Genomic DNA, 22,165 nt, shown 5'->3' on the forward strand with positions numbered 1-22,165 from the left:
TTTGTGGAAAGGCGTGTTCACATGACTAAGATTCATAATCTGGGATTCCCGCGCATTGGCGCGCAGCGCGAACTCAAGCGCGCCGTCGAAGCGTATTGGGCGGGCAAGCAGACCGCCGGCGCGCTGGAAGAAACGGGCCGCGAGCTGCGCGCCCGTCATTGGCGGCTTCAGGCCGCGGCCGGCGTCAAGCTCGTGCCGGTGGGCGATTTCGCCTGGTACGACCAGATCCTGGAATGGACGACGCTGCTTGGCGCGGTGCCTGCGCGCTTCGGCCAGAAGGACAACGAACCGGTGTCGCTGGACACGCTCTTTCGCATGGGCCGCGGCCGCGCCCCGTCCGGCAAGCCCGCCGCCGCCTGCGAGATGACGAAGTGGTTCGACACCAACTACCACTACATCGTCCCCGAGCTGGTGCCCGGCCAGACGTTCCGCATTGCCCGCGAAACCCTGTTCGAGCAAATCAAGGAAGCGCAGGCGCTGGGTCTGCAGGTAAAGCCGGTCATCCCCGGCCCGCTGACCTGGCTGTTCCTGGGCAAGGGCGACGCGTTTGCCGACGGCGCCGCCGATGCCGGCAAGCTTGCGCTTCTGGCCGCGCTGTTGCCGGTCTACCAGGACGTGCTGGCGCGCTTTGCCAAGCTGGGAGTCGAGTGGGTGCAGATCGACGAGCCCATCCTGGCGCTCGACCTGCCGCAAGCCTGGCGCGACGCGTTCAAGCAGGTGTACGCCGCGCTGTCCGCCAGCCCGGTCAAGCTGCTCGCCGCCACATACTTCGACGGTCTGAAAGACAATCTCTCGACGGTGCAGGCCCTGCCGGTTGCGGGTCTGCATGTAGACCTGGTGCGCTCGCCGGAACAGCTGGCTGCCGTGGTGGCCGGCCTGAATGACGGTCAGGTGCTGTCCGCGGGCGTCATCAACGGCCGCAACATCTGGCGCACCGACCTGGACGCTGCCATCGCCACGCTGGCCCCGATCGCGCGCCAGCTGGGCGACCGCCTGTGGCTGGCGCCGTCGTGCTCGCTGCTGCACGTGCCGGTCGACTTGGAAATCGAAACCGAACTGGATGCCGAACTCAAGAGCTGGTTGTCCTTTGCCGCCCAGAAGCTGGACGAGCTGAGCCTGCTGGGCCGCGCGCTCGACAGCGCCACCGACCCGACCGTGCAGGAAGGGCTGGCCGGGCAGCGCGCCGCATTGGTCGCGCGCCGCGCCTCGGCACGCATCCACAACCCGGCCGTGGCCCAGCGCATGGCCGCCGCCACGGGCGTGTCGCGCGACCGCGCGCCGTTCGCCGGCCGCATTGCGCGCCAGCAAGAGCAACTTGGGCTGCCCGCCTATCCCACCACGACGATCGGATCGTTTCCGCAGACGGCCGAAATCCGCGCGCTGCGCCGCGACTGGAAGGCTGGCGCCCTGACGGATTCGGCGTACGAAGCCGCCATCCGCAAAGAGATCGAGGAAGTCATCCGCTTCCAGGAAAAGGTGGGTCTGGACGTGCTGGTGCACGGCGAACCCGAGCGCAACGACATGGTCGAGTACTTTGGCGAGCTGCTCGCCGGCTTCGCCTTCACGAAGAACGGCTGGGTGCAAAGCTACGGCTCGCGCTGCGTGAAGCCGCCGATCATCTTCGGCGACGTCGCGCGCCCCGCGCCCATGACGGTCGGCTGGTCGTCCTATGCGCAGTCGCTGACGGACAAGCCGGTCAAGGGCATGCTGACCGGCCCGGTGACCATCCTGCAATGGTCGTTCGTGCGCGACGATCAGCCGCGCGAGCAGACCTGCCGTCAGCTCGCGCTGGCCCTGCGCGACGAGGTCGTGGACCTGGAAGCGGCCGGCATCAACGTCATTCAGATCGACGAGCCCGCCATCCGCGAAGGGTTGCCGCTGCGCCGCGCCGACTGGCATGCGTATCTCGACTGGGCCGTGGACTGCTTCCGCCTGTCGACCGCCGGCGTGCGCGACGAGACGCAGATCCACACCCATATGTGCTATTCGGAGTTCAACGACATCATCGAATCCATCGCGGCCATGGACGCCGACGTGATCACGATCGAAACGTCGCGTTCCAATATGGAGCTGCTCAAGGCGTTCGAGGACTTCCGTTACCCGAACGACATCGGCCCCGGCGTGTATGACATCCATTCGCCCAACGTGCCGGAGGTGGGCTGGATGGTGGACCTGATGAACAAGGCTGCCGCCCGCCTGCCCAAGGAACGCCTGTGGGTGAACCCCGACTGCGGCCTGAAGACGCGTGCGTGGCCCGAAACCGAAGCTGCATTGATCGGCATGGTTCAGGCAGCCCGCGCGTTGCGCGACGCGGCCTGACGCCATGGTCCGTCCCCCGGCGCGCTGGCGCCGGGGCGCCGCATTCCCCAACCCGGCCGTGCCGCCCGCGCGCGCCGGGTTTTTTGCCGTCTACCCTCGGCGATTTCGGGGCCGATCTGGCGCCGGCCAAGCGCGAGCCGCCACCGCCGCGCACGCCAGCGCATGGGATAGCGGGCCATCCCCCGGCCAATTAATACGATTGCGGCAGGCCGCCTGCGCTATACTTTGAAGGTTTTGTTGCCGCGCACCATTACGCGCTGGCCGTCTCTGCCCCGCAGGCCCCACGCATGCCCTTGCCACCGCCAGATTGTCCTCGTCAGCCGCTGCATACGCGTTCCATACGTGTGCAGTCGTACGCGCGCGAGGACGGCAACTGGGACCTGGAAGCCGAGCTGATCGACGTCAAGGCGTACGATTTTCCCAAGCGCGACGGCGAGATGTTCAAGGCCGGGCAACCCATCCACCATATGCACCTGCGCATCACCATCGACGAGGAATTCTCGATCGTGGCGGCTCAGGCCGTCTATGACGCGGCGCCTTACGGCGAGCATTGCAAGGCCATCGAGCCGGCGTACACTGACCTGATCGGCATGAACCTGCTCAAGGGGTTCCGTCGCCAGGTCAAAGAGCGGTTCGGGCATGTGGAAGGCTGTACGCACATGACCGAACTGTCGCAGGTGCTTCCCACCGCGGCGGTCCAGACCATGGCCAACCGCCGGCGGCAGGAACCCAACCCGAACCGGCGTCCATTCCAACTGGACGGCTGCCATGCGCTCAGCACTGGCGGCCCTGTGGTGGCTGAGCATTATCCCGAGTGGTACACCGGGGGTAGCGCTGAGGCATCGGCCGAGTCGTCCTCCGATTCACCTTCTTTTTCTCATACGTCCTGACAGGTAACACATGAAAATCCACGAGTATCAAGGCAAGGAACTGCTGAAGCAATTTGGCGTCCCCGTGCCGCGCGGGATCCCCGCTCTTTCCGTCGACGAGGCCGTGGCTGCCGCTGAAAAGCTGGGTGGACCGGTTTGGGTCGTCAAGGCACAAATCCACGCGGGTGGCCGCGGCAAGGGCGGCGGCGTCAAGCTGGCCCGCTCGCTGGACGACGTCCGCAAGCTGGCCTCCGAAATCCTGGGCATGCAGCTGATCACGCATCAGACCGGCCCTGAAGGCCAGAAGGTTCGCCGCCTGTACATCGAAGACGGCGCCGACATCCAGAAGGAATACTACGTGTCGCTGGTCACCGACCGCGCCACGCAGAATGTCGCTTTCATCGCTTCCAGCGAAGGCGGCATGGACATCGAGGAAGTGGCTCACTCGACGCCCGAAAAGATCATCACCGAATACATCGACCCGCTGACCGGCCTGTCCGCCGAGCAAGCCACCAAGATCGCCAACGCGATCGGCCTGCCCGCCGACTCGACCGCCCAGGCCGTTGACGTGTTCCAGAAGCTCTACAAGTGCTACATGGACACCGACGCCTCCCTGGTCGAAATCAACCCCCTGAACCGCGACAGCAAGGGCAACATCATCGCCCTGGACGCCAAGTTCAACTTCGACTCCAACGCCCTGTTCCGTCACCCGGAAATCGTCGCCTACCGCGACCTGGACGAAGAAGATCCTGCTGAAATCGAAGCCAGCAAGTTCGACCTGGCCTACATCCAGCTCGACGGCAACATCGGCTGCCTGGTGAACGGCGCCGGTCTGGCCATGGCCACGATGGACACCATCAAGCTGTTCGGCGGCGAGCCGGCCAACTTCCTGGACGTCGGCGGCGGCGCCACGGCCGAGAAGGTCACCGAAGCCTTCAAGATCATGCTGGCCAACAAGAGCGTCAAGGCGATCCTGGTCAACATCTTCGGCGGCATCATGCGCTGCGACGTCATCGCCGAAGGCGTGATCGCTGCTTGCAAGGCCGTCAACCTGAACGTGCCGCTGGTCGTCCGCATGAAGGGCACCAACGAAGAGCTCGGCAAGAAGATGCTGGCTGAATCGGGTCTGCCCATCATCAGCGCCGACACGATGGCCGAAGCTGCCACCCGCGTCGTAGCCGCCGTCAAGTAAAGAGAAAATCAAGGATTCACAATGTCGATTCTGATCAACAAGGACACCAAGGTCATCACCCAGGGCATCACGGGCAAGACGGGCCAGTTCCACACCCGCATGTGCCGTGAGTACGCCAATGGCAAGGCCGCCTTCGTGGCCGGCGTGAACCCCAAGAAGGCGGGTGAGGACTTCGAAGGCGTGCCGATCTTCGCGTCGGTCAAGGACGCCAAGGCCGACACCGGCGCCACCGTGTCCGTCATCTACGTGCCGCCCGCCGGCGCCGCTGCCGCCATCTGGGAAGCTGTCGAAGCCGAACTGGAACTGGTCATCTGCATCACCGAAGGCATCCCGGTCCGCGACATGCTCGAAGTCAAGAACCGCATGAAGGCCAAGGGCAGCAAGACGCTGCTGCTGGGCCCGAACTGCCCCGGCCTGATCACCCCGGACGAAATCAAGATCGGCATCATGCCCGGTCACATCCACCGCAAGGGCCGCATCGGCATCGTCAGCCGTTCGGGCACCCTGACGTACGAAGCCGTGGCGCAAGTCACCGAACTGGGCCTGGGCCAATCCAGCGCTGTCGGTATCGGCGGCGACCCCATCAACGGCCTGAAGCACGTCGACGTGCTCAAGCTGTTCAATGACGATCCCGACACCGACGCCGTCATCATGATCGGCGAAATCGGCGGTCCGGACGAAGTCAACGCCGCGCAGTGGGCCAAGGACAACATGAAGAAGCCGGTCGTCGGCTTCATCGCTGGCGTCACCGCCCCTCCCGGAAAGCGCATGGGCCACGCCGGCGCGCTGATCTCCGGCGGCGCCGACACGGCCGATGCCAAGCTGGAAGTCATGGAAGCCTGCGGCATCCGCACCACGCGCAACCCCTCCGAAATGGGCAAGCTGCTCAAGTCGGTGCTGTAAGTCTCAGCATTGCGCGATAAAAAGCCCGCTTCGGCGGGCTTTTTTTTGTCCGGGTTTTTCGTGATTTCTTAGGGTAATCCCGCGTCCAGGAAGCGGCCGGGGCAATCATACGGAAAGCTGAACGAAACTATAATGAAAGAAATTTTGCGCGTACCAGCAAGAATGCCGTCGGGCTCGCACCAAGACGGTCAGTACGTTTCTCCGTTCAAATTCATCCATTAATTTGGTTTTGTCCTAGGGGGATCACACCTAGGAAAGAGAGGCATGGAACTCAGTTCAGCGGCATTCTGGATCGCGTTGCTCCAGATCATTTGGGTCAACATTCTGCTATCAGGCGACAACGCCGTGGTTATTGCGCTGGCGGCGCGTTCACTGCCTCCGGCACAACAGAAAAAAGCGATCGTGGTCGGTTCCGCCGCTGCGATCATCATGCGTATCGTGCTGACGCTCGTCGCGGCCAAGCTGTTGCTGCTGCCGTGGCTCAAGCTCATCGGCGCGCTGCTTCTGGTCTACATCGGTGTCACGCTGCTGTTGCCCGAAGGCGAAGAAGACGGCGCCGGCAAGACGCAGGGCAATCTTTTCACCGCCATCCGCACCATCATGATCGCCGACCTGGTCATGAGCCTGGACAACGTGGTGGCAGTTGCCGCCGCCGCCATGGGCGATACGACGTTGCTGGTGCTCGGTCTGGCCATCAGCATTCCCCTGGTCATCTTTGGCAGCACGCTGCTCTTGAAGGTCATCGAACGCTTCCCGCTCATCGTCTGGGTTGGCGCGGCGCTGTTGGGCTTCATCGCGGGCGAACTGCTGGTGGGCGATCCTGCATTGCAAGAGCCCGTAGCGCGTATTGACGCCGCGTTGGGCGTAACGCAGCATAGCTTCGCGCTGATGTCCGGCGCACTCGGTGCAGTGCTGGTGCTGCTGATTGGTAAAGTTTTACTGATGCGCCAGAAAGCTGACTGAAAGCTGAACTACAATAATATGTTTTTCTGAATCAACCTGCCGCGCGAAGGCGCGGCAGGGCGGCCGGGCCGGGACCGGCCATTCTTTTAATAAATGCCTTCGGGGGTTCAAAGTGCTTGAGTTTTTCCAGACGCTGAGTTGGGCAGCGGTATTCCAAATCATTCTTATCGACATCCTGCTCGGCGGCGACAACGCTGTCGTGATCGCACTGGCGTGTCGCAACCTGGCGCCCAAGCAACGGATGCAAGGCATCTTGTGGGGCACCGCGGGCGCAATCATTCTGCGTGTCGTGCTGATCGCCTTCGCGATGCAGCTCCTGAATATCCCGTTCCTGAAGGTCGTGGGCGGCGTGCTGCTCGTCTGGATCGGCGTCAAGCTCCTGATCCCCGAAGACGATGCGCATGGCGACATCAAGGGTGGCACATCCATCGTCGCGGCCATCAAGACCATCATCATTGCTGACTTCGTGATGAGCCTGGACAACGTGATCGCCATTGCCGGCGCCGCGCAAAACGCGCATGCCGACCATCAACTGGGTCTGGTCATCTTCGGCCTGGTCGTCAGTGTGCCGATCATCATCTGGGGCAGCACGCTGGTGCTCAAGCTCATCGACCGCTATCCGCTGGTCGTCACCTTCGGCGCGGGCCTGCTGGGCTGGATCGCTGGCGGCATGCTGGTCACCGACAAGTTTGTCGTCGATCAATTTGGCGTTCAGCCGACTACGGTTAAAATCGCCGCTGAAATTATTGGCGCCTTGCTCGTTGTTGTCCTTGGACGGTGGCTTGCAAGCCGCAAGAACGCTTCCAAGGAATCAGCACATGAGTCTGCGTAGATCCACCGATCCCCAGCAATCCGAATCGGGCCTGAGCCTTCTTCAGGGTCTGTTCGTGCTGGCCATCCTCGGCGTAGTCGCGACGATCATCGTCTCCAACTTCGTTTGATGGCATCACGTGTCTCTGCCGCAACGTCTGGTCATTGCGACCCGCGCCAGCCGGCTTGCCCTGTGGCAAGCCGAGCATGTGCGCGATCGGCTGCGCACGCTGTACCCAGCGTGCGCAGTTGAACTTCTTACCCTGACGACCCGAGGCGACCAGATCCTCGACCGCACGCTGTCCAAGGTGGGCGGCAAGGGTCTGTTCGTCAAGGAACTCGAAAACGCGCTGCTCGACGGGCGCGCCGATCTCGCCGTTCACTCCCTGAAGGACGTGCCGGTGGATCTGCAAGCCCCGTTCGAGCTTTGCGCCGTCCTCGATCGCGCGGATCCGCGCGATGCCTTCGTGTCCAACCGATATGCCTCGCTGGCGGACCTGCCCGCGGGCGCCTTGGTCGGCACGTCCAGCCTGCGCCGCGAGTCCCAGATCCGTTCCCGGTTTCCCGCCCTGGTGGTCAAACCCCTGCGCGGCAATCTGGATACGCGCCTCGGCAAGCTCGACAAAGGCGACTACGACGCCATCGTGCTGGCGGCGGCTGGCCTGGACCGGCTGGGCATGGGCGAGCGCATCCGCAGTCTGCTCGATCCCGCCGACAGCTTGCCTGCGGCGGGGCAGGGCGCTCTCGGTATTGAAATCCGCGACGATCGCGACGACATGCGTGCATGGCTGGCGCCGCTGGTCAGCGCAGACACGACCGCCTGCGTGCTCGCGGAGCGTGCCGTGTCGCGCAAGCTGGGCGGCTCCTGTCAGGTACCCCTGGCGGCGTTTGCCCAGATCGCCGGCGACACCCTGTCGCTGCGCGCGCTGGTCGCATCGCCGGACGGCACCCGCATCGTTCATGCCACGCACACCGGTCCGGTGGATCAGGCCGAAGCCATCGGCGAAGCCGCTGCCTCCGAATTGCTGGACGCGGGCGCAGAGGCAATCCTCCGCGAACTTCTGCACAACCACGGGCCCGACTGATGGACCCGGCGCTTGCAGCCGCCGAAGGGCCGCGCATCGCCATCCTGACGCGGCCCGCAGGGCGCAACGAAGCGCTGGCCAGCCGCCTGCAGGGCGCCGGTTGGCAGCCCTGCATCCTGCCCGCACTTGAAATTCATCCCCTTTCCGCCGCATCCGAAGACCTTCCTCGGCCATCGGACTACGGCCTAGTCGTGTTCGTCAGCGGCAATGCTGCCCGCCAGTATCTGGACCAGTTGGCCCAGGCCGACGGCGCCGCCGGCTGGCCGGCGGGCGTGGCCGCGGCCACGGTCGGACCCGCCAGCGCTCAGGCGCTGCGCGACACGGGTTTTTTTGGCGCGAATACAACAGTCCTGCACCCGGACGAATCGGCGTCCACCCACGATTCCGAGGCGCTGTGGCAGGTGCTCGAAGCCCTGCCGCAGCTGCCCGCGCGCGTGCTGGTGGTGCGCGGCACCCAGGGTCGGGACTGGCTTGGCGGCAAACTTGAAGCCCATGGGGTCCATGTGACGCGTCATGCCGCCTATCAGCGGCAGCCGGCCGCCTGGACACCTGACCAGCTTGGCACGCTGCGGCGCTGGGCCGATGCGGGCGTCTTTGCCACCTGGCTGCTCACCAGCGGCGAGGGCGCTGATGCCGTCCAGAATCAGCTCCATGCAGCGGGTCTGGCTGACTGGTGGCAGCGCTGCCGCTTCGTGGTCACGCACCCGTCACTGGCACGCCGCCTGCCACCGTCCTGTCATGGCACGTCTGGATCGGCGATGGTAAAAATCTGCGTGCCGAACGACGAGTCGATATTCCAGGCTTTTGTTGCTGCTTGATTCGTTGGTTCGGACTGACACCGAATACAATCGCGTCATGACAGATAAGACTCCCGCTACCGATTCGGCCGTTTTTCCGGCCGCCCCGGACGCAAGCGCGTCCGCATCGGCCCCGGCCGACTCCGTCAAGGCCCGTCCGGCCAAGCGCGGCAGCGGCCCCTTGGTCACTGCCCTCATAATCGTCATCCTGCTGGCCGTTGGCCTGGGTTATGCGCTGTGGAAGCAACGCACCCAGTTCGTGTCCGCGGGCCGCGAAGTGGCAACGCGCCTGGACACGCTGGGCGCCGACGTTGCGCAAGCCCGCAAGGACACCCGCGAAGCCCTTGCCTTGGCACAGGCGCAATCGGGCCGCGTCGCCGAACTCGAAGACACGCTGCGCGAAACCCAAAGCCAGTACAACGCCCTGCAGCAGGCTTGGCAGAACTTCAACGACAGCGCCAGCGACGAACTGCTGGCCAATGACGTCGAACGCCTGCTGACCATCGCCAATCAGCAATTGCGCCTGGCCGGCAACGTCTCCAACGCCATCGTCGCGCTGGAAACCGCGCAATCGCGCCTGGCGCGCGCAGACCGTCCGCGTTTCGCCAGCCTGCAGCAATCCATCAACGGCGACCTGGACCGCCTGCGTGCCGTGTCCACCGTCGACATCCCCGCCCAGTCCGGCCGCATCGAACGCCTGGTCGCGCTCATCGGCAAGGCGCCGCTGCTGGTGCCCGACACCGTGTCGCCGGGCGTTGCCCCGGTGGGCCAAGCCCAGCCGCCCGCGCCGGCCCCCACGGTCGATCCGCAGGCCGGTCTGCCCGCCGATGCGCCGTGGTGGCAACGCTGGCGCGCCGAAGTCGCCTCGTGGCCCGGCCGCGCGGGTTCCGCGCTGGCGCATGAACTTGGCGGACTCATCACCATCCAGCGCGTGGACGAACCCGCCGCGCTGCTCTTGTCGCCCGAGCAGGCCGATCAGGTGCGCGGCACGCTGCGCCAGCGGCTGCTGACGGCGCAACTGGCGATGCTGATGCGTCAGCCGTCGGTCTGGAAGAGCGAGCTCGACAATGTCGGCTCGACGCTTTCCAAGTACTTCGATGGCCGCTCGCCCGATACCGTCGCCGCGCAGACCCTCGCGCGCGAATTGGCCCAGACCGACATCGCCGTGCGCATGCCGGACGTGGCGGACAGCCTGAACGCCGTGGCCGCCTTGCGCGCCGCGGGCTTCAAGACCAGCGACCAGGACTGAGCTCATGCGTACCTGGTTCTGGACACTGCTGCTCGCCGTCGTCGCCGTCGCCCTGGCGGTGGTTCTGCGCTCGCATTCGGGCAACGTGCTGCTCCTGGTGTGGCCGTGGCGCATCGAGATGTCGCTGACGCTCGCCGTCCTGCTCATCGTCGCGACGTTCATCATCCTGTATGTGGGCCTGCGCCTGCTGGCCTGGCTGCTGGCCATTCCCGATCGTGTGCGGGCGTGGCGCGGCAAGCGTGCGCAGGCGCGCGACCACGAATTGCTTGAACGCGGCTGGATCGGTCTGCTCGAAGGCCGCTACGCCCACGCCGAAAAAGACCTGACCAAGCTTCTGGACCAGACCAAGGTCCGCACGCGCCGCGTGCTGGCTGCGCTGTCGGCGGCCCGCGCCGCGCACGGCTTGGGCGAATTCGATCGGCGCGACCGCCTGCTCGCCAACGCGCAGGAACAAGCCGACACGGATCCCGGCCTCATTGAAGCCACGGCCACGGTGTCGGCCGATATGCTGCTGGATCAGGGCCGCGCCGAGCGGGCGCTGACCGTGCTGGGGCCGCTGGCCGACGGCGGCGCGCGCCATCTGCACACGATGCGCCTGCTGCTGCGCGCGCACACGGCCTTGAACCATCAAGAGCAGGTCTTCACGCTGGCGCGGGGCCTCTTGCGCCGCAATGCGCTGGGCCGCACGGAAGCCGACCTGCTGATCGACGCCGCTGGCGCCGCGCGCCTGCGCGCCGCGGCGGGCAACGATGCCTGGCGTCCCATCTGGAAAGACCTGAAGGCCGAAGAGCGCCTGCTGCCTGAAATCGCCCTGGCGGGCGCGGCGGCCTTCGAAGCCGCCGGCGAACCCAACGAAGCCGCCCGCGTGCTGGAGTCGGCCATCGCGGTCAAGTTCAATCCCGCCCTGGTGGCGGCCTATGCCCGCTGCGAAGCTGAACACGTGTCGCGGCGCCTCGCCAAGGCCGAGACCTGGCTGCATCAACGCCCCACCGATCCCGACCTGCTGACTGCGCTGGGCATGCTGTGCCTGAACGGCCAGCTTTGGGGCCAGGCCGAACGCTACCTGCTGCGCAGCCTGGCGCGACGCAGCGATGCCCAGACGCATGCATTGCTGGGTAGCCTGTACGATCGCCTGGACCGTCCGGTCGATGCCGTGCGCCACTGGCGTCTGGCCACGGCCGCCAGCATGGCCTTGCCCGTGCTGGCCTCTGACGCGGCGCTTCCCGCCGCGGACACAGGTTCGGATCCTTACCGCGTGGACGCCGAAGGCGGCTATGCCGTCGGCCTGTCGGACACGGATAGCGATGCGGACGTTGGCGGCGATTATCCCGCCTTGCCGGCCGCTGCCGCGGCAGCGCCCGTCGCAGCGTCGGCCTCGGACTACGTGCTGGATCCGGACGCGCGCGTCAGCAAAGCGCAGCACGACCGCGCCCTGGCGCCCGAAGACGCGCCGCTGGCACGCGGCACCGCCGACATCGACGAATACTTCGACAGCGCGCCGATTCCCGCCACCGCTTTCGACGAGCCGGTGCCCACGTATTCGCCGAAGCCCGCACCCGCTGCGCCCGCCGCCAAGCCCGTGCCGCCCGCGGCGCCCGTGCCGACCACCAAGCCGCCGTTCAAGGACGACGGCTCGATTTGAATAACCATTCAGACAAACAAGGTTGAACCATGAGTCTTGATCGCGTCTCCCCTGGCAAGAAGCTGCCGGAAGACTTCAACGTCATCATCGAAATCCCCATGAACGCCGACCCGGTGAAGTACGAGGTCGACAAGGATTCCGGTGCGATCTTCGTTGACCGCTTCATGCTGACGGCCATGCACTACCCGTGCAACTACGGCTACATCCCCCAGACCCTGTCCGAAGACGGCGACCCCGCCGACGTGCTGGTCCTGACGCCGTTCCCGATCCAGATCGGCGCCGTCGTGCGCTGCCGCGCCATCGGCGTGCTGGAAATGGACGACGAATCGGGTGGCGACGCCAAGCTGCTGGCCGTGCCGATCGAAAAGCTGTACCCCCCGTACCGCAACATCAAGTCCTATGAAGATCTGCCGGCGGAAGACGTTTCCCGCATCCAGCACTTCTTCGAGCACTACAAGGATCTGGAAAAGGGCAAGTGGGTCAAGGTCAAGGGCTGGAAGGGCGTGGACGCCGCACACGAGGAAATCGTGCGCAGCGCCGAGCGCTACACCAAGGGCTGATCGGGCCATAAGCTAGCCGGCACACGCCGGCTGGCGCCTTGCAGCGGCGCGGCCGCGACGGCAGTGGCCAGTCGCCGCCGCGCCGTTGTGTTGTGGGCGCCCGATCCATCCGGTCCTCGCATTGACCGCAGAAAGGGCTACACTCGCGAGTGCTTTTTCAAACGCCCGGCCGCCCAACAACAACAGCGCCCCATCGCGGGGTCACAGGGCATGCCAAGCGCGCGCGTCGGGGTAATATTTTTTCCGGTTTTTCCGGTCACGTATTTGTCATAGGTTGATAGCTCATGGACTACGTTTTGCCTCCCCAGCCGCCCGTCGCGGTTCCCGTTGCCGGCAGCGCCGCGCTGTTCCCCGTGCGCCGCGTGTATTGCGTCGGCCGCAATTACGCCGAGCATGCCAAGGAAATGGGTTTCACCGGCCGTGAAGATCCGTTCTTCTTCTGCAAGCCCGCCGACGCGGTGCTGTTCGTGGCCGACGGCGAAACCGGCAAGATGCCGTACCCGCCCAAGACGTCCAACCTGCATTACGAAATGGAGTTGGTCGTGGTGCTGGGCAAGGGCGGCCGTGACATCCCCGTGGAGCAGGCCAACGAATGCGTGTGGGGCTATGCGCTGGGTCTGGACATGACCCGCCGTGACCTGCAAGGCGAAATGAAGAAGCAGGGCCGTCCGTGGGAAATCGGCAAGGCGTTCGACCAGTCGGCGCCGCTGGGTCCCATCCACCCGCGCAGCGTGGTGGGCACGCTCGACAAGGGCGCCATCTGGCTGGACGTCAACGGCGAGCGCAAGCAATCCAGCGACATTTCCCAGATGCTGTGGAATATTCCGGAAAGCATTTCGTATCTGTCGGGCCTGTTTGAACTGCAGCCCGGCGACATCATCTTCACCGGCACGCCGGAAGGCGTGGGCGCCGTGCGCCAGGGTGACGTGATCACTGGCGGCGTCGAAGGCCTGGGCGAACTGCGCGTGCAGATCGCCTGAGCACCGGCGCTTTCATTTTTTCATTTTGGAGTTAAAGCATGCGCGGCAAGTTTGTGCTGACTGCCTTTGTCGTATTCGGCTTCGTGCTGGCCGGTTGCAATACCGTTGCCGGCATGGGCAAGGATGTGTCCCGGGCAGGTAATGCCATCACCAACGCAGCCGACAAATAATCGGCGCGCGGCAGTGAAAAAAAAGCCCCTTGAGCAATCAAGGGGCTTTTTGCTGGCGGCGCAGAAAACGTTTTACAGCACGTCGCCCGCGTAGTCGGCCAGACGCGAACGTTCGCCGCGCTGCAACGTGACATGGCCGGAGTGCGGCCAGCCCTTGAAGCGGTCGACCACGAACGTCAGGCCGGAGCTGCCTTCGGTCAGGTAGGGGGTGTCGATCTGGGCGACGTTGCCCAGGCAGATCACCTTGGTGCCGGGGCCCGCGCGGGTCACCAGCGTCTTCATCTGCTTAGGCGTCAGGTTCTGCGCTTCGTCGATGATGAGGTACTTGTTCAGGAAGGTGCGGCCGCGCATGAAGTTCAGGGACTTCACCTTGATGCGCGAGCGGATCAGGTCCATGGTGGCCGCGCGGCCCCAGTCCCCGTTACCTTCGCCTTCGCCCATGTTCAGCACGTCGAGGTTGTCTTCCAGCGCGCCCATCCAGGGCAGCATTTTTTCCTCTTCGGTGCCGGGCAGGAAACCGATGTCTTCGCCGACAGGCACCGTGACGCGCGTCATGATGATCTCGGTGTAGCGCTTGGTTTCCAGCACCTGCGTGATGCCCGCCGCCAATGCCAGCAGCGTCTTGCCCGTGCCGGCCTGGCCCAGCAGCGACACGAAATCGCATTCCGGGTTCATCAGCAGGTTCATGGCGAAGTTCTGCTCGCGGTTGCGCGCCGTGATGCCCCAGACATTGTTCTTGCCGTGGGTGTAGTCGCGCAGGGTGGCCAGCACCGCCATCTTGCCGCTGACTTCGCGCACTTGCGCGTACAGCGGCATCTGGCCTTCGAAGTAGACGAACTGGTTCACGACGAACTGCGAACACAGCGGGCCGTGGATGCGGTAGAAGGTGGTGCCGCCCTGTTGCCAGGATTCGACATCCTTGCCGTGCTTGTTCCAGAAGTCTTCGGGCAATTGCATCACGCCCGAGTACATCAGGTCCGAGTCTTCAAGGACGTGGTCGTTGAAGTAGTCTTCGGCGGCCATGCCCAGCGCGCGCGCCTTCAGGCGCATGTTGATGTCCTTGGACACCAGCACGACCTCGCGTTGCGGGTATTTTTCCTGCAGGGCGCGCACCACGCCCAGGATCTGGTTGTCGGCCTTGCCCATCGGCAGGTCCGAGGGCAGGGTGCTGTGGATGGCGGTCGTCTGGAACATCAGGCGGCCGGTGGCGTCCTTGTTGCCCAGCTTGGCCAGCTCCAGCCCTTCTTCCAGGTGCGTGGCGTCCTGCACCAGCGCGTCCAGCGAACGGCTGACTTGACGCGCGTTGCGCGCCACTTCGGACATGCCCTTTTTCTGGTGGTCCAGTTCTTCCAGCGTCATCATCGGCAGGAAGATGTCGTGTTCTTCAAAGCGGAACAGCGAGCTGGGGTCGTGCAGCAGCACGTTCGTGTCGAGCACGAACAGCTTGCGCGGGGCGTTCTCGGCGCGGGCCTTGCCGCGCTTGGCCGGTGCGGGCGTGGCCTTGGCCTGGCGCGCGGGGGCGCGGGCGGCGGGAGCGGGCGCGGCGGGCGGCGGGGCCTCGTGGACCGGGGACGGCGTGTGGGCCTTGCGCGCCGGGGTTGCCAGGCCTTCAAGTTCTGGCTGGACCAGCAGCTCGTCCTCGTCTTCGGCGAGGGCGGCCTGGGTGTTGGACCGCGCAGCGGCAGTCTTGGTCGTGCGGGCCTGCGCCCGGGCGGATTCGCCCGAGGGGAAGGTCAGGATGGCTGCGGGGCGGGTAGGCAACTTCGGAAGCGGCATATGCGTCACTCTCCTGTTTGGGCCGGCTATAGCGCCTGACGGGTTTCCTGTGCGGCTAACCGATGCTCTTGGCGGCTTGCAGGACTTCCTTTGCGTGGTTCGGGACCTTCACCCCGCGCCACTCCTGCACCAGCACGCCATAGGCGTCGATCAAGAAGGTGCTGCGTTCGATGCCGCGCACCTGCTTTCCATACATGTTCTTCTGCTTGATGACACCGAACAGATTGCAGACGGTTTCGTCGGCGTCGGAGATGAGAGGGAAAGGAAGCTCGTACTTGGCCTTGAAATTCTCGTGCGACTTCAGCGAGTCGCGCGAGATGCCGATCACGATCGCGCTGGCCGACAGGAAGTCGCCGTGCAGATCGCGGAAATCCTGGCTTTCGGTGGTGCAGCCGGGCGTGTTGTCCTTGGGATAGAAATACAGGATGACAGCCCGTCCCTGGCACTGTTCAAGGCTGATGGGGCCTATCGTGCTTTCGGCGGTGAACAGCGGGGCGGGTTTGCCTATGCTCGGCGTCATTGACTGGATGCTCCATTGGGCGGGATGAGGGCGACGACCACGCGCCGTCCCTCAGCCATCAGGATGTTGTAGGTGCGCGAGGCGGCGTGGGTATCCATCGTTTCCACGCCAATGCCTACGGCCAAAAGGGGACGTAATACTTCAGGGCGCAGGAACTGTTGCTTGCCGCCGGTGCCCACCAGCAGGACTTCGGGCGCGTTGGCCGGCCGGCTGGGCGCGGCTTCCGGGGCATCCAGAAAATCCAGGGGGTTGCGGGCGGGCTCGGACAATCCGGCTGCCTGGAGCAAGAGGGAGGAGGTAATGTCGGCCGGCGACTCAACGGGCCAGATGGTCACTTCGCCTTCGGGGCCAAAAGCGACCGAGGAGGAAAAACGTACCTGGTTGACCTCGATATAACCGTCGCCGTAGGCGGTGACAGTGTTAAGAGCGGCCGTCGCAGGATCGGTATGCAGCTTCAATAAAAACTCCGGCTATACGTGCTTGATAATAGCGCATCGGACACGGCGCATGTTGCAACGTATCCACGGGGGAAAAGAGGCTTTTTTTGCCCCATTTGCCGCCCAGGCGTCGTTGCGCTAGATTACAGGGTTTTGCTGCGCTGCAATCGTGTGCTGGCGCGGTTCTAAGCCCCTTTCCCCTTCGCGCGACCGCGCCCTGGTCTTTTTTGCCTTTTCGCCCCTAAGGATTCCCATCATGAGGAAGTTCTCTCGCATTGAGCGTTTGCCCCCGTACGTTTTCAACATTACCGGCGAGCTCAAGATGGCGGCGCGTCGGCGTGGCGAAGACATCATCGACATGTCGATGGGCAATCCGGATGGGGCGACTCCGAAGCACATCGTCGACAAGATGGTCGAGGCAACTAGCCGTCCCACCACTCACGGCTATTCGGTGTCCAAGGGCATCCCGCGTCTGCGCAAGGCGATCTGTGACTGGTACCAGCGCCGCTACGCGGTCGAGTTCGATCCGGACTCCGAAGCCATCGTCACCATCGGCTCCAAGGAAGGCCTGGCCCACCTGATGCTGGCCACGCTGGACCGCGGCGACACCGTGCTGGTGCCCAATCCCAGCTACCCGATCCACATCTACGGCGCCGTCATCGCCGGCGCCAACATCCGTTCCGTGCGCATGACGCCGGGCGTGGACTTCTTCGAGGAACTGGAACGCGCCGTGCGCGAATCCATCCCAAAGCCCAAGATGATGGTGCTGGGCTTTCCCAGCAACCCGACCGCGCAGTGCGTCGACCTGTCGTTCTTCGAGCGCGTGGTCGCGCTGGCCAAGGAACACGACATCCTCGTGGTGCATGACCTGGCCTATGCCGACATCACGTTCGACGGCTATGTGGCGCCGTCCATCATGCAGGTGCCCGGCGCGCGCGATGTCGCCGTCGAGTTCTTCACGATGAGCAAGAGCTACAACATGGCGGGCTGGCGCATCGGCTACATGGTCGGCAACCGCGAACTCGTGAACGCGCTGGCGCGCATCAAGAGCTATCACGACTACGGCACGTTCACGCCGATCCAGGTGGCGTCCATCGCCGCGCTGGACGGTCCGCAGGACTGCGTGAACGAAATCGTGGCGCAGTATCAAAGCCGCCGCGACGTGCTCGTGCGCGGCCTGCATGAAGCAGGTTGGAATGTGGAAATTCCCAAGGCGTCCATGTACATCTGGGCGCAGATCCCCGAACCCTACCGGGCGATGGGCTCTTTGGAATTTGCCAAGCGTGTCCTGTCGGATGCGAAAGTGGCCGTGTCCCCCGGGATCGGCTTCGGCGAGTATGGCGACGAATACGTGCGCTTCGCTCTTATCGAAAACGAGCAGCGCACCCGCCAGGCGGTGCGCGGCATCAAAGATATGTTCCGCAAGGACGGATTGCTGAAGTGATTTGACGCCCACCCCCGCAGCGCTGCGCGCTTCCCCCTCTAGGGGCATGCCTGCGGACCGGCGGAGCCGGATCCGCGGCATCGCGATCGGGTGGCACCAGCTTCATGCACAGGATTATGGAGAAGTGAAATGAATTCCCCTCAACGCCCACCCGCAGAGGGCGGCGCGATGAACCCCATGAAGGTGGGCCTGCTTGGTCTTGGCGTGGTGGGCGGCGGCACGTGGACCGTGCTGTCCCGCAACGCCGAAGAAATCGCGCGCCGCGCCGGCCGCCGCATTGAAGTCGTCCGCGCCGCCGTGCGCGATGTGGAAAAGGCGCGCGCCCGCGTGGGCGATTCCATCCTGGTCGACACCGATGTGCGCGCGCTGGTGCGCGATCCTGAAATCGACATCGTCGTCGAACTGATCGGCGGCGACACGCTGGCCCGCGAGCTGGTGCTTGAAGCCATCGCCAACGGCAAGCATGTCGTCACGGCGAACAAGGCCCTGCTGGCCAAGCATGGCAACGAGATCTTCGCCGCCGCGTCCGAACGCGGCGTGATGGTGAACTTCGAGGCCGCCGTCGCCGGTGGCATCCCGATCATCAAGGCGATCCGCGAAGGCCTGACCGCCAATCGCATCCAGTGGGTGGCCGGCATCATCAACGGCACCACCAATTTCATCCTGTCCGAAATGCGCACGCGCGGCCTGCCGTTTGCCGACGTGCTGGCCGAAGCCCAGCGCCTCGGTTACGCCGAAGCCGATCCCACGTTCGACGTGGAAGGCGTGGACGCCGCGCACAAGCTGACGCTGCTGGCCTCGCTGGCATTTGGCGTGCCGGTGCAATTCGATCGCGCCCACATAGAAGGCATTTCGCAATTGGCTGCCGAAGACATCGAGCATGCCGAGCGCCTGGGCTACCGCATCAAGCTGCTGGGCATCACCAAGCGCCGTCCCGATGGCATCGAGCTGCGCGTGCATCCGGCGCTGGTGCCATCCGAACGCCTGCTGGCCAATGTCGAAGGCGCGATGAACGCGGTGCTGGTCAAGGGCGACGCCGTCGGCCCCACGCTGTATTACGGGCAGGGCGCGGGCGAAGAGCCCACCGCCTCGGCCGTCGTGGCGGATCTCGTCGACGTGACGCGCCTTCACACCGCCGATCCGGGCAACCGCGTGCCGCATCTGGCCTTCCAGCCGGACGCCATGTCGGATACCCCGATCCTGCCGATCGAACAGGTCAGCACGTCCTACTATCTGCGGCTGCGCGTCGACGATCAGCCCGGCGTGCTGGCGGACATCGCCCGCATCCTGGCGGACCGCGGCATTTCCATCGGTTCGATGATCCAGCAGCCGTCGCACATCGGTGGCGCCGACATCATCTTCCTGACGCACGAGGCCGTGGAAGGCAACGTCAACCAGGCCATCGAGCGCATCGAATCGCTGCCGTTCGTGCGTTCCAAGGTGACGCGTCTGCGCGTGGAGAACCTGACCTGATGAAGCCCGGCTCCCTCGCAAGGGAGTCCGGCCCATCGTGGAGCCATTGATATGAAATACATCTCGACGCGCGGCGGCATGGCCCCGCTGGAATTCTCGGACATCCTGCTGGAAGGCCTGGCGCCCGACGGTGGGCTGGCCGTGCCGCAGACGCTGCCGCAGGTTTCCGCTGAAACGCTGGAATCCTGGCGCGGCCTGTCGTATGCCGACCTGGCCTTCGAAGTGCTGTCGCTGTTCGCCACGGACATTCCCGCGGACGACCTGCGCCGCCTGACCCGCGCCGCCTACACGCCGCAAATCTTCAACAGCGAGGACATCGTTCCGCTGCGTCCGCTGGATGGCGGGCTGTCGTTGCTGGGCCTGTCGGAAGGTCCGACGCTGGCGTTCAAGGACATGGCCATGCAGTTCCTCGGCCAGGTCTTTGAATACGTGCTGGAAAAGCGCGGCACCACGCTGAACATCGTGGGCGCCACCTCCGGCGACACGGGCTCGGCGGCGGAATACGCGCTGCGCGGCAAGAAGGGCGTGGCGGTGTTCATGCTGTCGCCGCACGGCCGCATGAGCGCCTTCCAGCGCGCGCAGATGTATTCGCTGCAAGACGAGAACATCCACAACATCGCCGTGCGCGGCGTGTTCGACCAGGCGCAGGACATCGTCAAATCGCTGGCCGGCGACCTGGATTTCAAGAACCGGTATCGCCTTGGCGCCGTGAACTCGATCAACTGGGCGCGCATCGCCGCCCAGGTCGTCTACTACTTCCACGGCTGGCTGCGCGCCACCGAACGCGCCGGTCAGGAAGTGTCGTTTGCCGTGCCGTCGGGCAACTTCGGCAACATCCTGTCGGGCCACATCGCGCGCCGGATGGGGCTGCCGATCCGCCGTCTCGTGCTGGCCACGAACGAGAACAACGTGCTGGAAGAATTCTTCCGCACCGGCATCTATCGTCCGCGTCCCGCCGAGCAGACCTACGCCACGTCCAGCCCGTCGATGGATATCTCGCGCGCCTCCAACTTCGAGCGCTTCGTGTTCGATCTGGTGGGCCGCGATTCCGATCGCGTGAAGGCCCTGTGGACGGCGCTGCCGCGCGATGGCGCGTTCGACCTGTCCGACATGAAGGACCAGTTCGAGTCGCGTTATGGCTTCGTGTCGGGCGCCAGCTCGCATATGGACCGTCTGGCGACGATCCGCGCCTTGTATGACGCCACCGGCGTGCTGGTCGACCCGCACACGGCTGACGGCGTGAAGGTCGCGCGCGAATTCGTCGAGCCGGGTGTCCCCATGCTCGTGCTGGAAACGGCGCTGCCGGCCAAGTTCTCCGAAACCATCGAGGAAGCGCTCGGCCGTCCCGCAACGCCGCCCGGCAACCTCGCGGATCTGGAATCGCTGCCGCAGCGCGTCGAGGTCATGGACTGCAGCGAAGCGTCCGTACGCCGTTTCATCGAGGCGAACGCCAAGGTGTAAGCACGCTTGCCGCTTGTATACGGTTGCAACCCCTCGCAGGCGTGCCTTGCGAGGGGTTTTTGTTTATTGGGGTCGGGGCCGATTACGTTCTTAAGCATTTTGCCCACAACCCGACACGATTTCGGGGAGCGATTCGGATAGAGTGAAATCACCTATTCAACACTCGGAGAACACGACCATGAACCTGAAGACCATGACGTTGGCCCTGGTGATGACCGGAGTTGGAGTGCTTGCCGGATGCTCGTCGCCCTCGGTTATCAACCAACGCGACGGATCTTCGACCGTAGCGCCCGACGAGCCCGAATACGACAAGAAGTCGGGCATGTATGAATACGAACAGAACGGCAAGAAGGTGCAGATCAACAAGGACGACGTGAAGTCGATCGAAGAGGTCAAGTAAGTCAGCCTGACCCCTTACCGTCTGCACCAGGCAAAAGCCCCGGCCAATGACCGGGGCTTTTGCATTGTTGCGCAGCGTACGGGCGCGGTTTACTTGCCCGCGTCCTCGGCGTGGTAGCGGCCCACGCGTTCGACTTCGTTCTTCGAACCCAGAATCACGCTCACGCGCTGATGCAGCTTTTCAGGCTGAATGTCCAGGATGCGCTCGGTGCCGTTGATGGCCGCGCCGCCCGCCTGTTCGATCAGGAAGCTCATGGGATTGGCTTCGTACATCAGGCGCAGCTTGCCGGCCTTGCCGGGTTCGCGCGCATCCCACGGGTACATGAAGATGCCGCCGCGGGTCAGGATGCGATGCACGTCCGCCACCATCGAGGCGATCCAGCGCATGTTGAAATCCTTGCCCAACGGGCCGGTGGAGCCGGCGAGGCAGTCGTCGATGTAGCGCTTGACCGGCGGGGCCCAGTGCCGCATGTTCGACATGTTGATCGCGAATTCCTTGGTGTCTTCCGGCACGCGGATGTTCTCGTGCGTGAGCACCCATGAACCCATTTCGCGATCCAGCGTGAAGCCCACGACGCCGTTGCCGATGGTCAGCACCAGCATCGTCTGCGGACCGTAGACGGCATAGCCGGCCACCACCTGCTTGTTGCCCGGCTGCAGGAAGTCGTCTTCGCAGACGGGGGCGCCCGACACATCGTGCGGCGCGTGCAGCACCGAGAAGATGGTGCCGATGGAGACGTTCACGTCGATGTTCGACGAGCCATCCAGGGGATCGAACAGCAGCAGGTATTCGCCCTTGGGGTAGCGGTTCGGGATCAGATGGATGGTTTCCATCTCTTCCGAGGCCATGGCCGCCAGATGGCCGCCCCATTCGTTGGCTTCCAGCAGGATCTCGTTGGACAGCACGTCCAGTTTCTTCTGGACTTCGCCCTGGACGTTTTCGCTTTCCAGGCTGCCGAGCACGCCGCCCAGCGCGCCCTTGCTGACCGCATGGCTGATCGCCTTGCAGGCGCGCGCCACCACTTCGATGAGCAGCCGGACTTCCGGCGCCAGGGCTTGGGCGGAGCGCTGCTGCTCCACCAGGTATTGAGTGAGTGTTTTACGTTTCAAAAGGAT

Annotated in this window: 22 protein-coding genes; 18 read left to right on the forward strand and 4 right to left on the reverse strand. The window is 64.5% G+C overall.

Annotated features, from left to right (window positions below; all coding sequences use genetic code 11):
• Positions 1-21: 21 nt before the first annotated feature.
• From metE to CLM73_RS08080, 14 genes are all read left to right on the forward strand, one after another.
• Complete coding sequence (metE, locus tag CLM73_RS08020) at positions 22-2,319, forward strand: 5-methyltetrahydropteroyltriglutamate--homocysteine S-methyltransferase (protein ID WP_105238011.1); 2,298 nt, start codon at positions 22-24, stop codon at positions 2,317-2,319.
• A gap of 287 nt (positions 2,320-2,606) precedes the next feature.
• Entirely contained in the window at positions 2,607-3,209 is a 603-nt protein-coding gene (locus tag CLM73_RS08025) for a DUF2889 domain-containing protein (protein ID WP_105238012.1), read from the forward strand.
• A 10-nt stretch (positions 3,210-3,219) separates the two neighbouring features.
• Positions 3,220-4,380: an ADP-forming succinate--CoA ligase subunit beta gene (gene sucC, locus CLM73_RS08030; RefSeq protein ID WP_056567354.1), complete on the forward strand. Its 1,161-nt coding sequence runs from the start codon at positions 3,220-3,222 to the stop codon at positions 4,378-4,380.
• 21 nt (positions 4,381-4,401) lie between these two features.
• The gene (sucD, locus tag CLM73_RS08035; protein WP_056567350.1) at positions 4,402-5,283 is read left to right on the forward strand and encodes a succinate--CoA ligase subunit alpha; all 882 of its coding nucleotides are present in this window, start codon (positions 4,402-4,404) and stop codon (positions 5,281-5,283) included.
• Between the two features lie 264 nt (positions 5,284-5,547).
• Positions 5,548-6,246 (forward strand): TerC family protein, encoded by a 699-nt coding sequence (locus CLM73_RS08040; RefSeq protein ID WP_105238013.1) that lies wholly within the window; start codon positions 5,548-5,550, stop codon positions 6,244-6,246.
• Positions 6,247-6,358: 112 nt separating this feature from the next.
• Positions 6,359-7,078: a TerC family protein gene (locus tag CLM73_RS08045; protein ID WP_105238014.1), complete on the forward strand. Its 720-nt coding sequence runs from the start codon at positions 6,359-6,361 to the stop codon at positions 7,076-7,078.
• Positions 7,065-7,187: a hypothetical protein gene (locus CLM73_RS29310; RefSeq protein WP_255357201.1), complete on the forward strand. Its 123-nt coding sequence runs from the start codon at positions 7,065-7,067 to the stop codon at positions 7,185-7,187. The genes CLM73_RS08045 and CLM73_RS29310 overlap by 14 nt, the downstream gene beginning before the upstream one ends.
• Positions 7,188-7,196: 9 nt before the next feature.
• Positions 7,197-8,141 carry a hydroxymethylbilane synthase gene (hemC, locus tag CLM73_RS08050; protein WP_105238015.1) on the forward strand — a complete coding sequence of 315 codons (945 nt, stop codon included), beginning with the start codon at positions 7,197-7,199 and terminating at the stop codon, positions 8,139-8,141.
• Positions 8,141-8,959 (forward strand): uroporphyrinogen-III synthase, encoded by an 819-nt coding sequence (locus tag CLM73_RS08055; RefSeq protein WP_105238016.1) that lies wholly within the window; start codon positions 8,141-8,143, stop codon positions 8,957-8,959. Before hemC ends, CLM73_RS08055 begins: the two co-directional genes overlap by 1 nt.
• 37 nt (positions 8,960-8,996) lie before the next feature.
• Positions 8,997-10,187 (forward strand): uroporphyrinogen-III C-methyltransferase, encoded by a 1,191-nt coding sequence (locus CLM73_RS08060; RefSeq protein WP_105241422.1) that lies wholly within the window; start codon positions 8,997-8,999, stop codon positions 10,185-10,187.
• A 4-nt stretch (positions 10,188-10,191) separates the two neighbouring features.
• Complete coding sequence (locus CLM73_RS08065; RefSeq protein ID WP_105238017.1) at positions 10,192-11,829, forward strand: heme biosynthesis HemY N-terminal domain-containing protein; 1,638 nt, start codon at positions 10,192-10,194, stop codon at positions 11,827-11,829.
• Positions 11,830-11,858: 29 nt separating this feature from the next.
• Entirely contained in the window at positions 11,859-12,389 is a 531-nt protein-coding gene (gene ppa, locus CLM73_RS08070; protein WP_056567332.1) for an inorganic diphosphatase, read from the forward strand.
• A gap of 284 nt (positions 12,390-12,673) precedes the next feature.
• Complete coding sequence (locus CLM73_RS08075; RefSeq protein ID WP_063952861.1) at positions 12,674-13,369, forward strand: fumarylacetoacetate hydrolase family protein; 696 nt, start codon at positions 12,674-12,676, stop codon at positions 13,367-13,369.
• Between the two features lie 38 nt (positions 13,370-13,407).
• Positions 13,408-13,539: an entericidin A/B family lipoprotein gene (locus CLM73_RS08080; RefSeq protein WP_056567326.1), complete on the forward strand. Its 132-nt coding sequence runs from the start codon at positions 13,408-13,410 to the stop codon at positions 13,537-13,539.
• Between the two features lie 72 nt (positions 13,540-13,611).
• Here CLM73_RS08080 and CLM73_RS08085 read toward each other — a convergent pair whose 3' ends face one another.
• From CLM73_RS08085 to CLM73_RS08095, 3 genes are read right to left on the reverse strand one after another with little or no spacing between them, the layout of a single operon-like run.
• Positions 13,612-15,315 carry a PhoH family protein gene (locus CLM73_RS08085; protein WP_105238018.1) on the reverse strand — a complete coding sequence of 568 codons (1,704 nt, stop codon included), beginning with the start codon at positions 15,313-15,315 and terminating at the stop codon, positions 13,612-13,614.
• 55 nt (positions 15,316-15,370) lie between these two features.
• Positions 15,371-15,835, reverse strand: a complete 465-nt coding sequence (locus CLM73_RS08090; protein ID WP_056567320.1) for a peroxiredoxin — start codon at positions 15,833-15,835, stop codon at positions 15,371-15,373.
• The gene (locus tag CLM73_RS08095; RefSeq protein WP_056567314.1) at positions 15,832-16,293 is read right to left on the reverse strand and encodes an Mth938-like domain-containing protein; all 462 of its coding nucleotides are present in this window, start codon (positions 16,291-16,293) and stop codon (positions 15,832-15,834) included. The genes CLM73_RS08090 and CLM73_RS08095 overlap by 4 nt, the downstream gene beginning before the upstream one ends.
• 235 nt (positions 16,294-16,528) lie before the next feature.
• Here CLM73_RS08095 and alaC point away from each other — a divergent pair, with 235 nt between their 5' ends.
• The 4 genes from alaC (at position 16,529) to CLM73_RS08115 (ending at position 21,050) form a co-directional block, all read left to right on the forward strand.
• Entirely contained in the window at positions 16,529-17,716 is a 1,188-nt protein-coding gene (gene alaC, locus CLM73_RS08100) for an alanine transaminase (protein ID WP_056567313.1), read from the forward strand.
• A gap of 168 nt (positions 17,717-17,884) precedes the next feature.
• A complete protein-coding gene (locus CLM73_RS08105; RefSeq protein ID WP_105238019.1) occupies positions 17,885-19,189 on the forward strand; it encodes a homoserine dehydrogenase in 1,305 nt (434 codons plus the stop codon).
• Between the two features lie 51 nt (positions 19,190-19,240).
• Entirely contained in the window at positions 19,241-20,650 is a 1,410-nt protein-coding gene (thrC, locus tag CLM73_RS08110) for a threonine synthase (RefSeq protein WP_105238020.1), read from the forward strand.
• A gap of 178 nt (positions 20,651-20,828) precedes the next feature.
• Positions 20,829-21,050 carry a YgdI/YgdR family lipoprotein gene (locus tag CLM73_RS08115; protein WP_056567306.1) on the forward strand — a complete coding sequence of 74 codons (222 nt, stop codon included), beginning with the start codon at positions 20,829-20,831 and terminating at the stop codon, positions 21,048-21,050.
• Positions 21,051-21,139: 89 nt separating this feature from the next.
• On the opposite strand, the gene CLM73_RS08120 is transcribed toward CLM73_RS08115, so the two are convergent.
• Positions 21,140-22,159 carry a class 1 fructose-bisphosphatase gene (locus CLM73_RS08120; RefSeq protein ID WP_105238021.1) on the reverse strand — a complete coding sequence of 340 codons (1,020 nt, stop codon included), beginning with the start codon at positions 22,157-22,159 and terminating at the stop codon, positions 21,140-21,142.
• Positions 22,160-22,165 lie beyond the last annotated feature (6 nt).

The organism is Achromobacter spanius, from assembly GCF_002966795.1.
GTDB classification, from domain to species: Bacteria; Pseudomonadota; Gammaproteobacteria; order Burkholderiales; family Burkholderiaceae_B; genus Achromobacter; species Achromobacter spanius_D.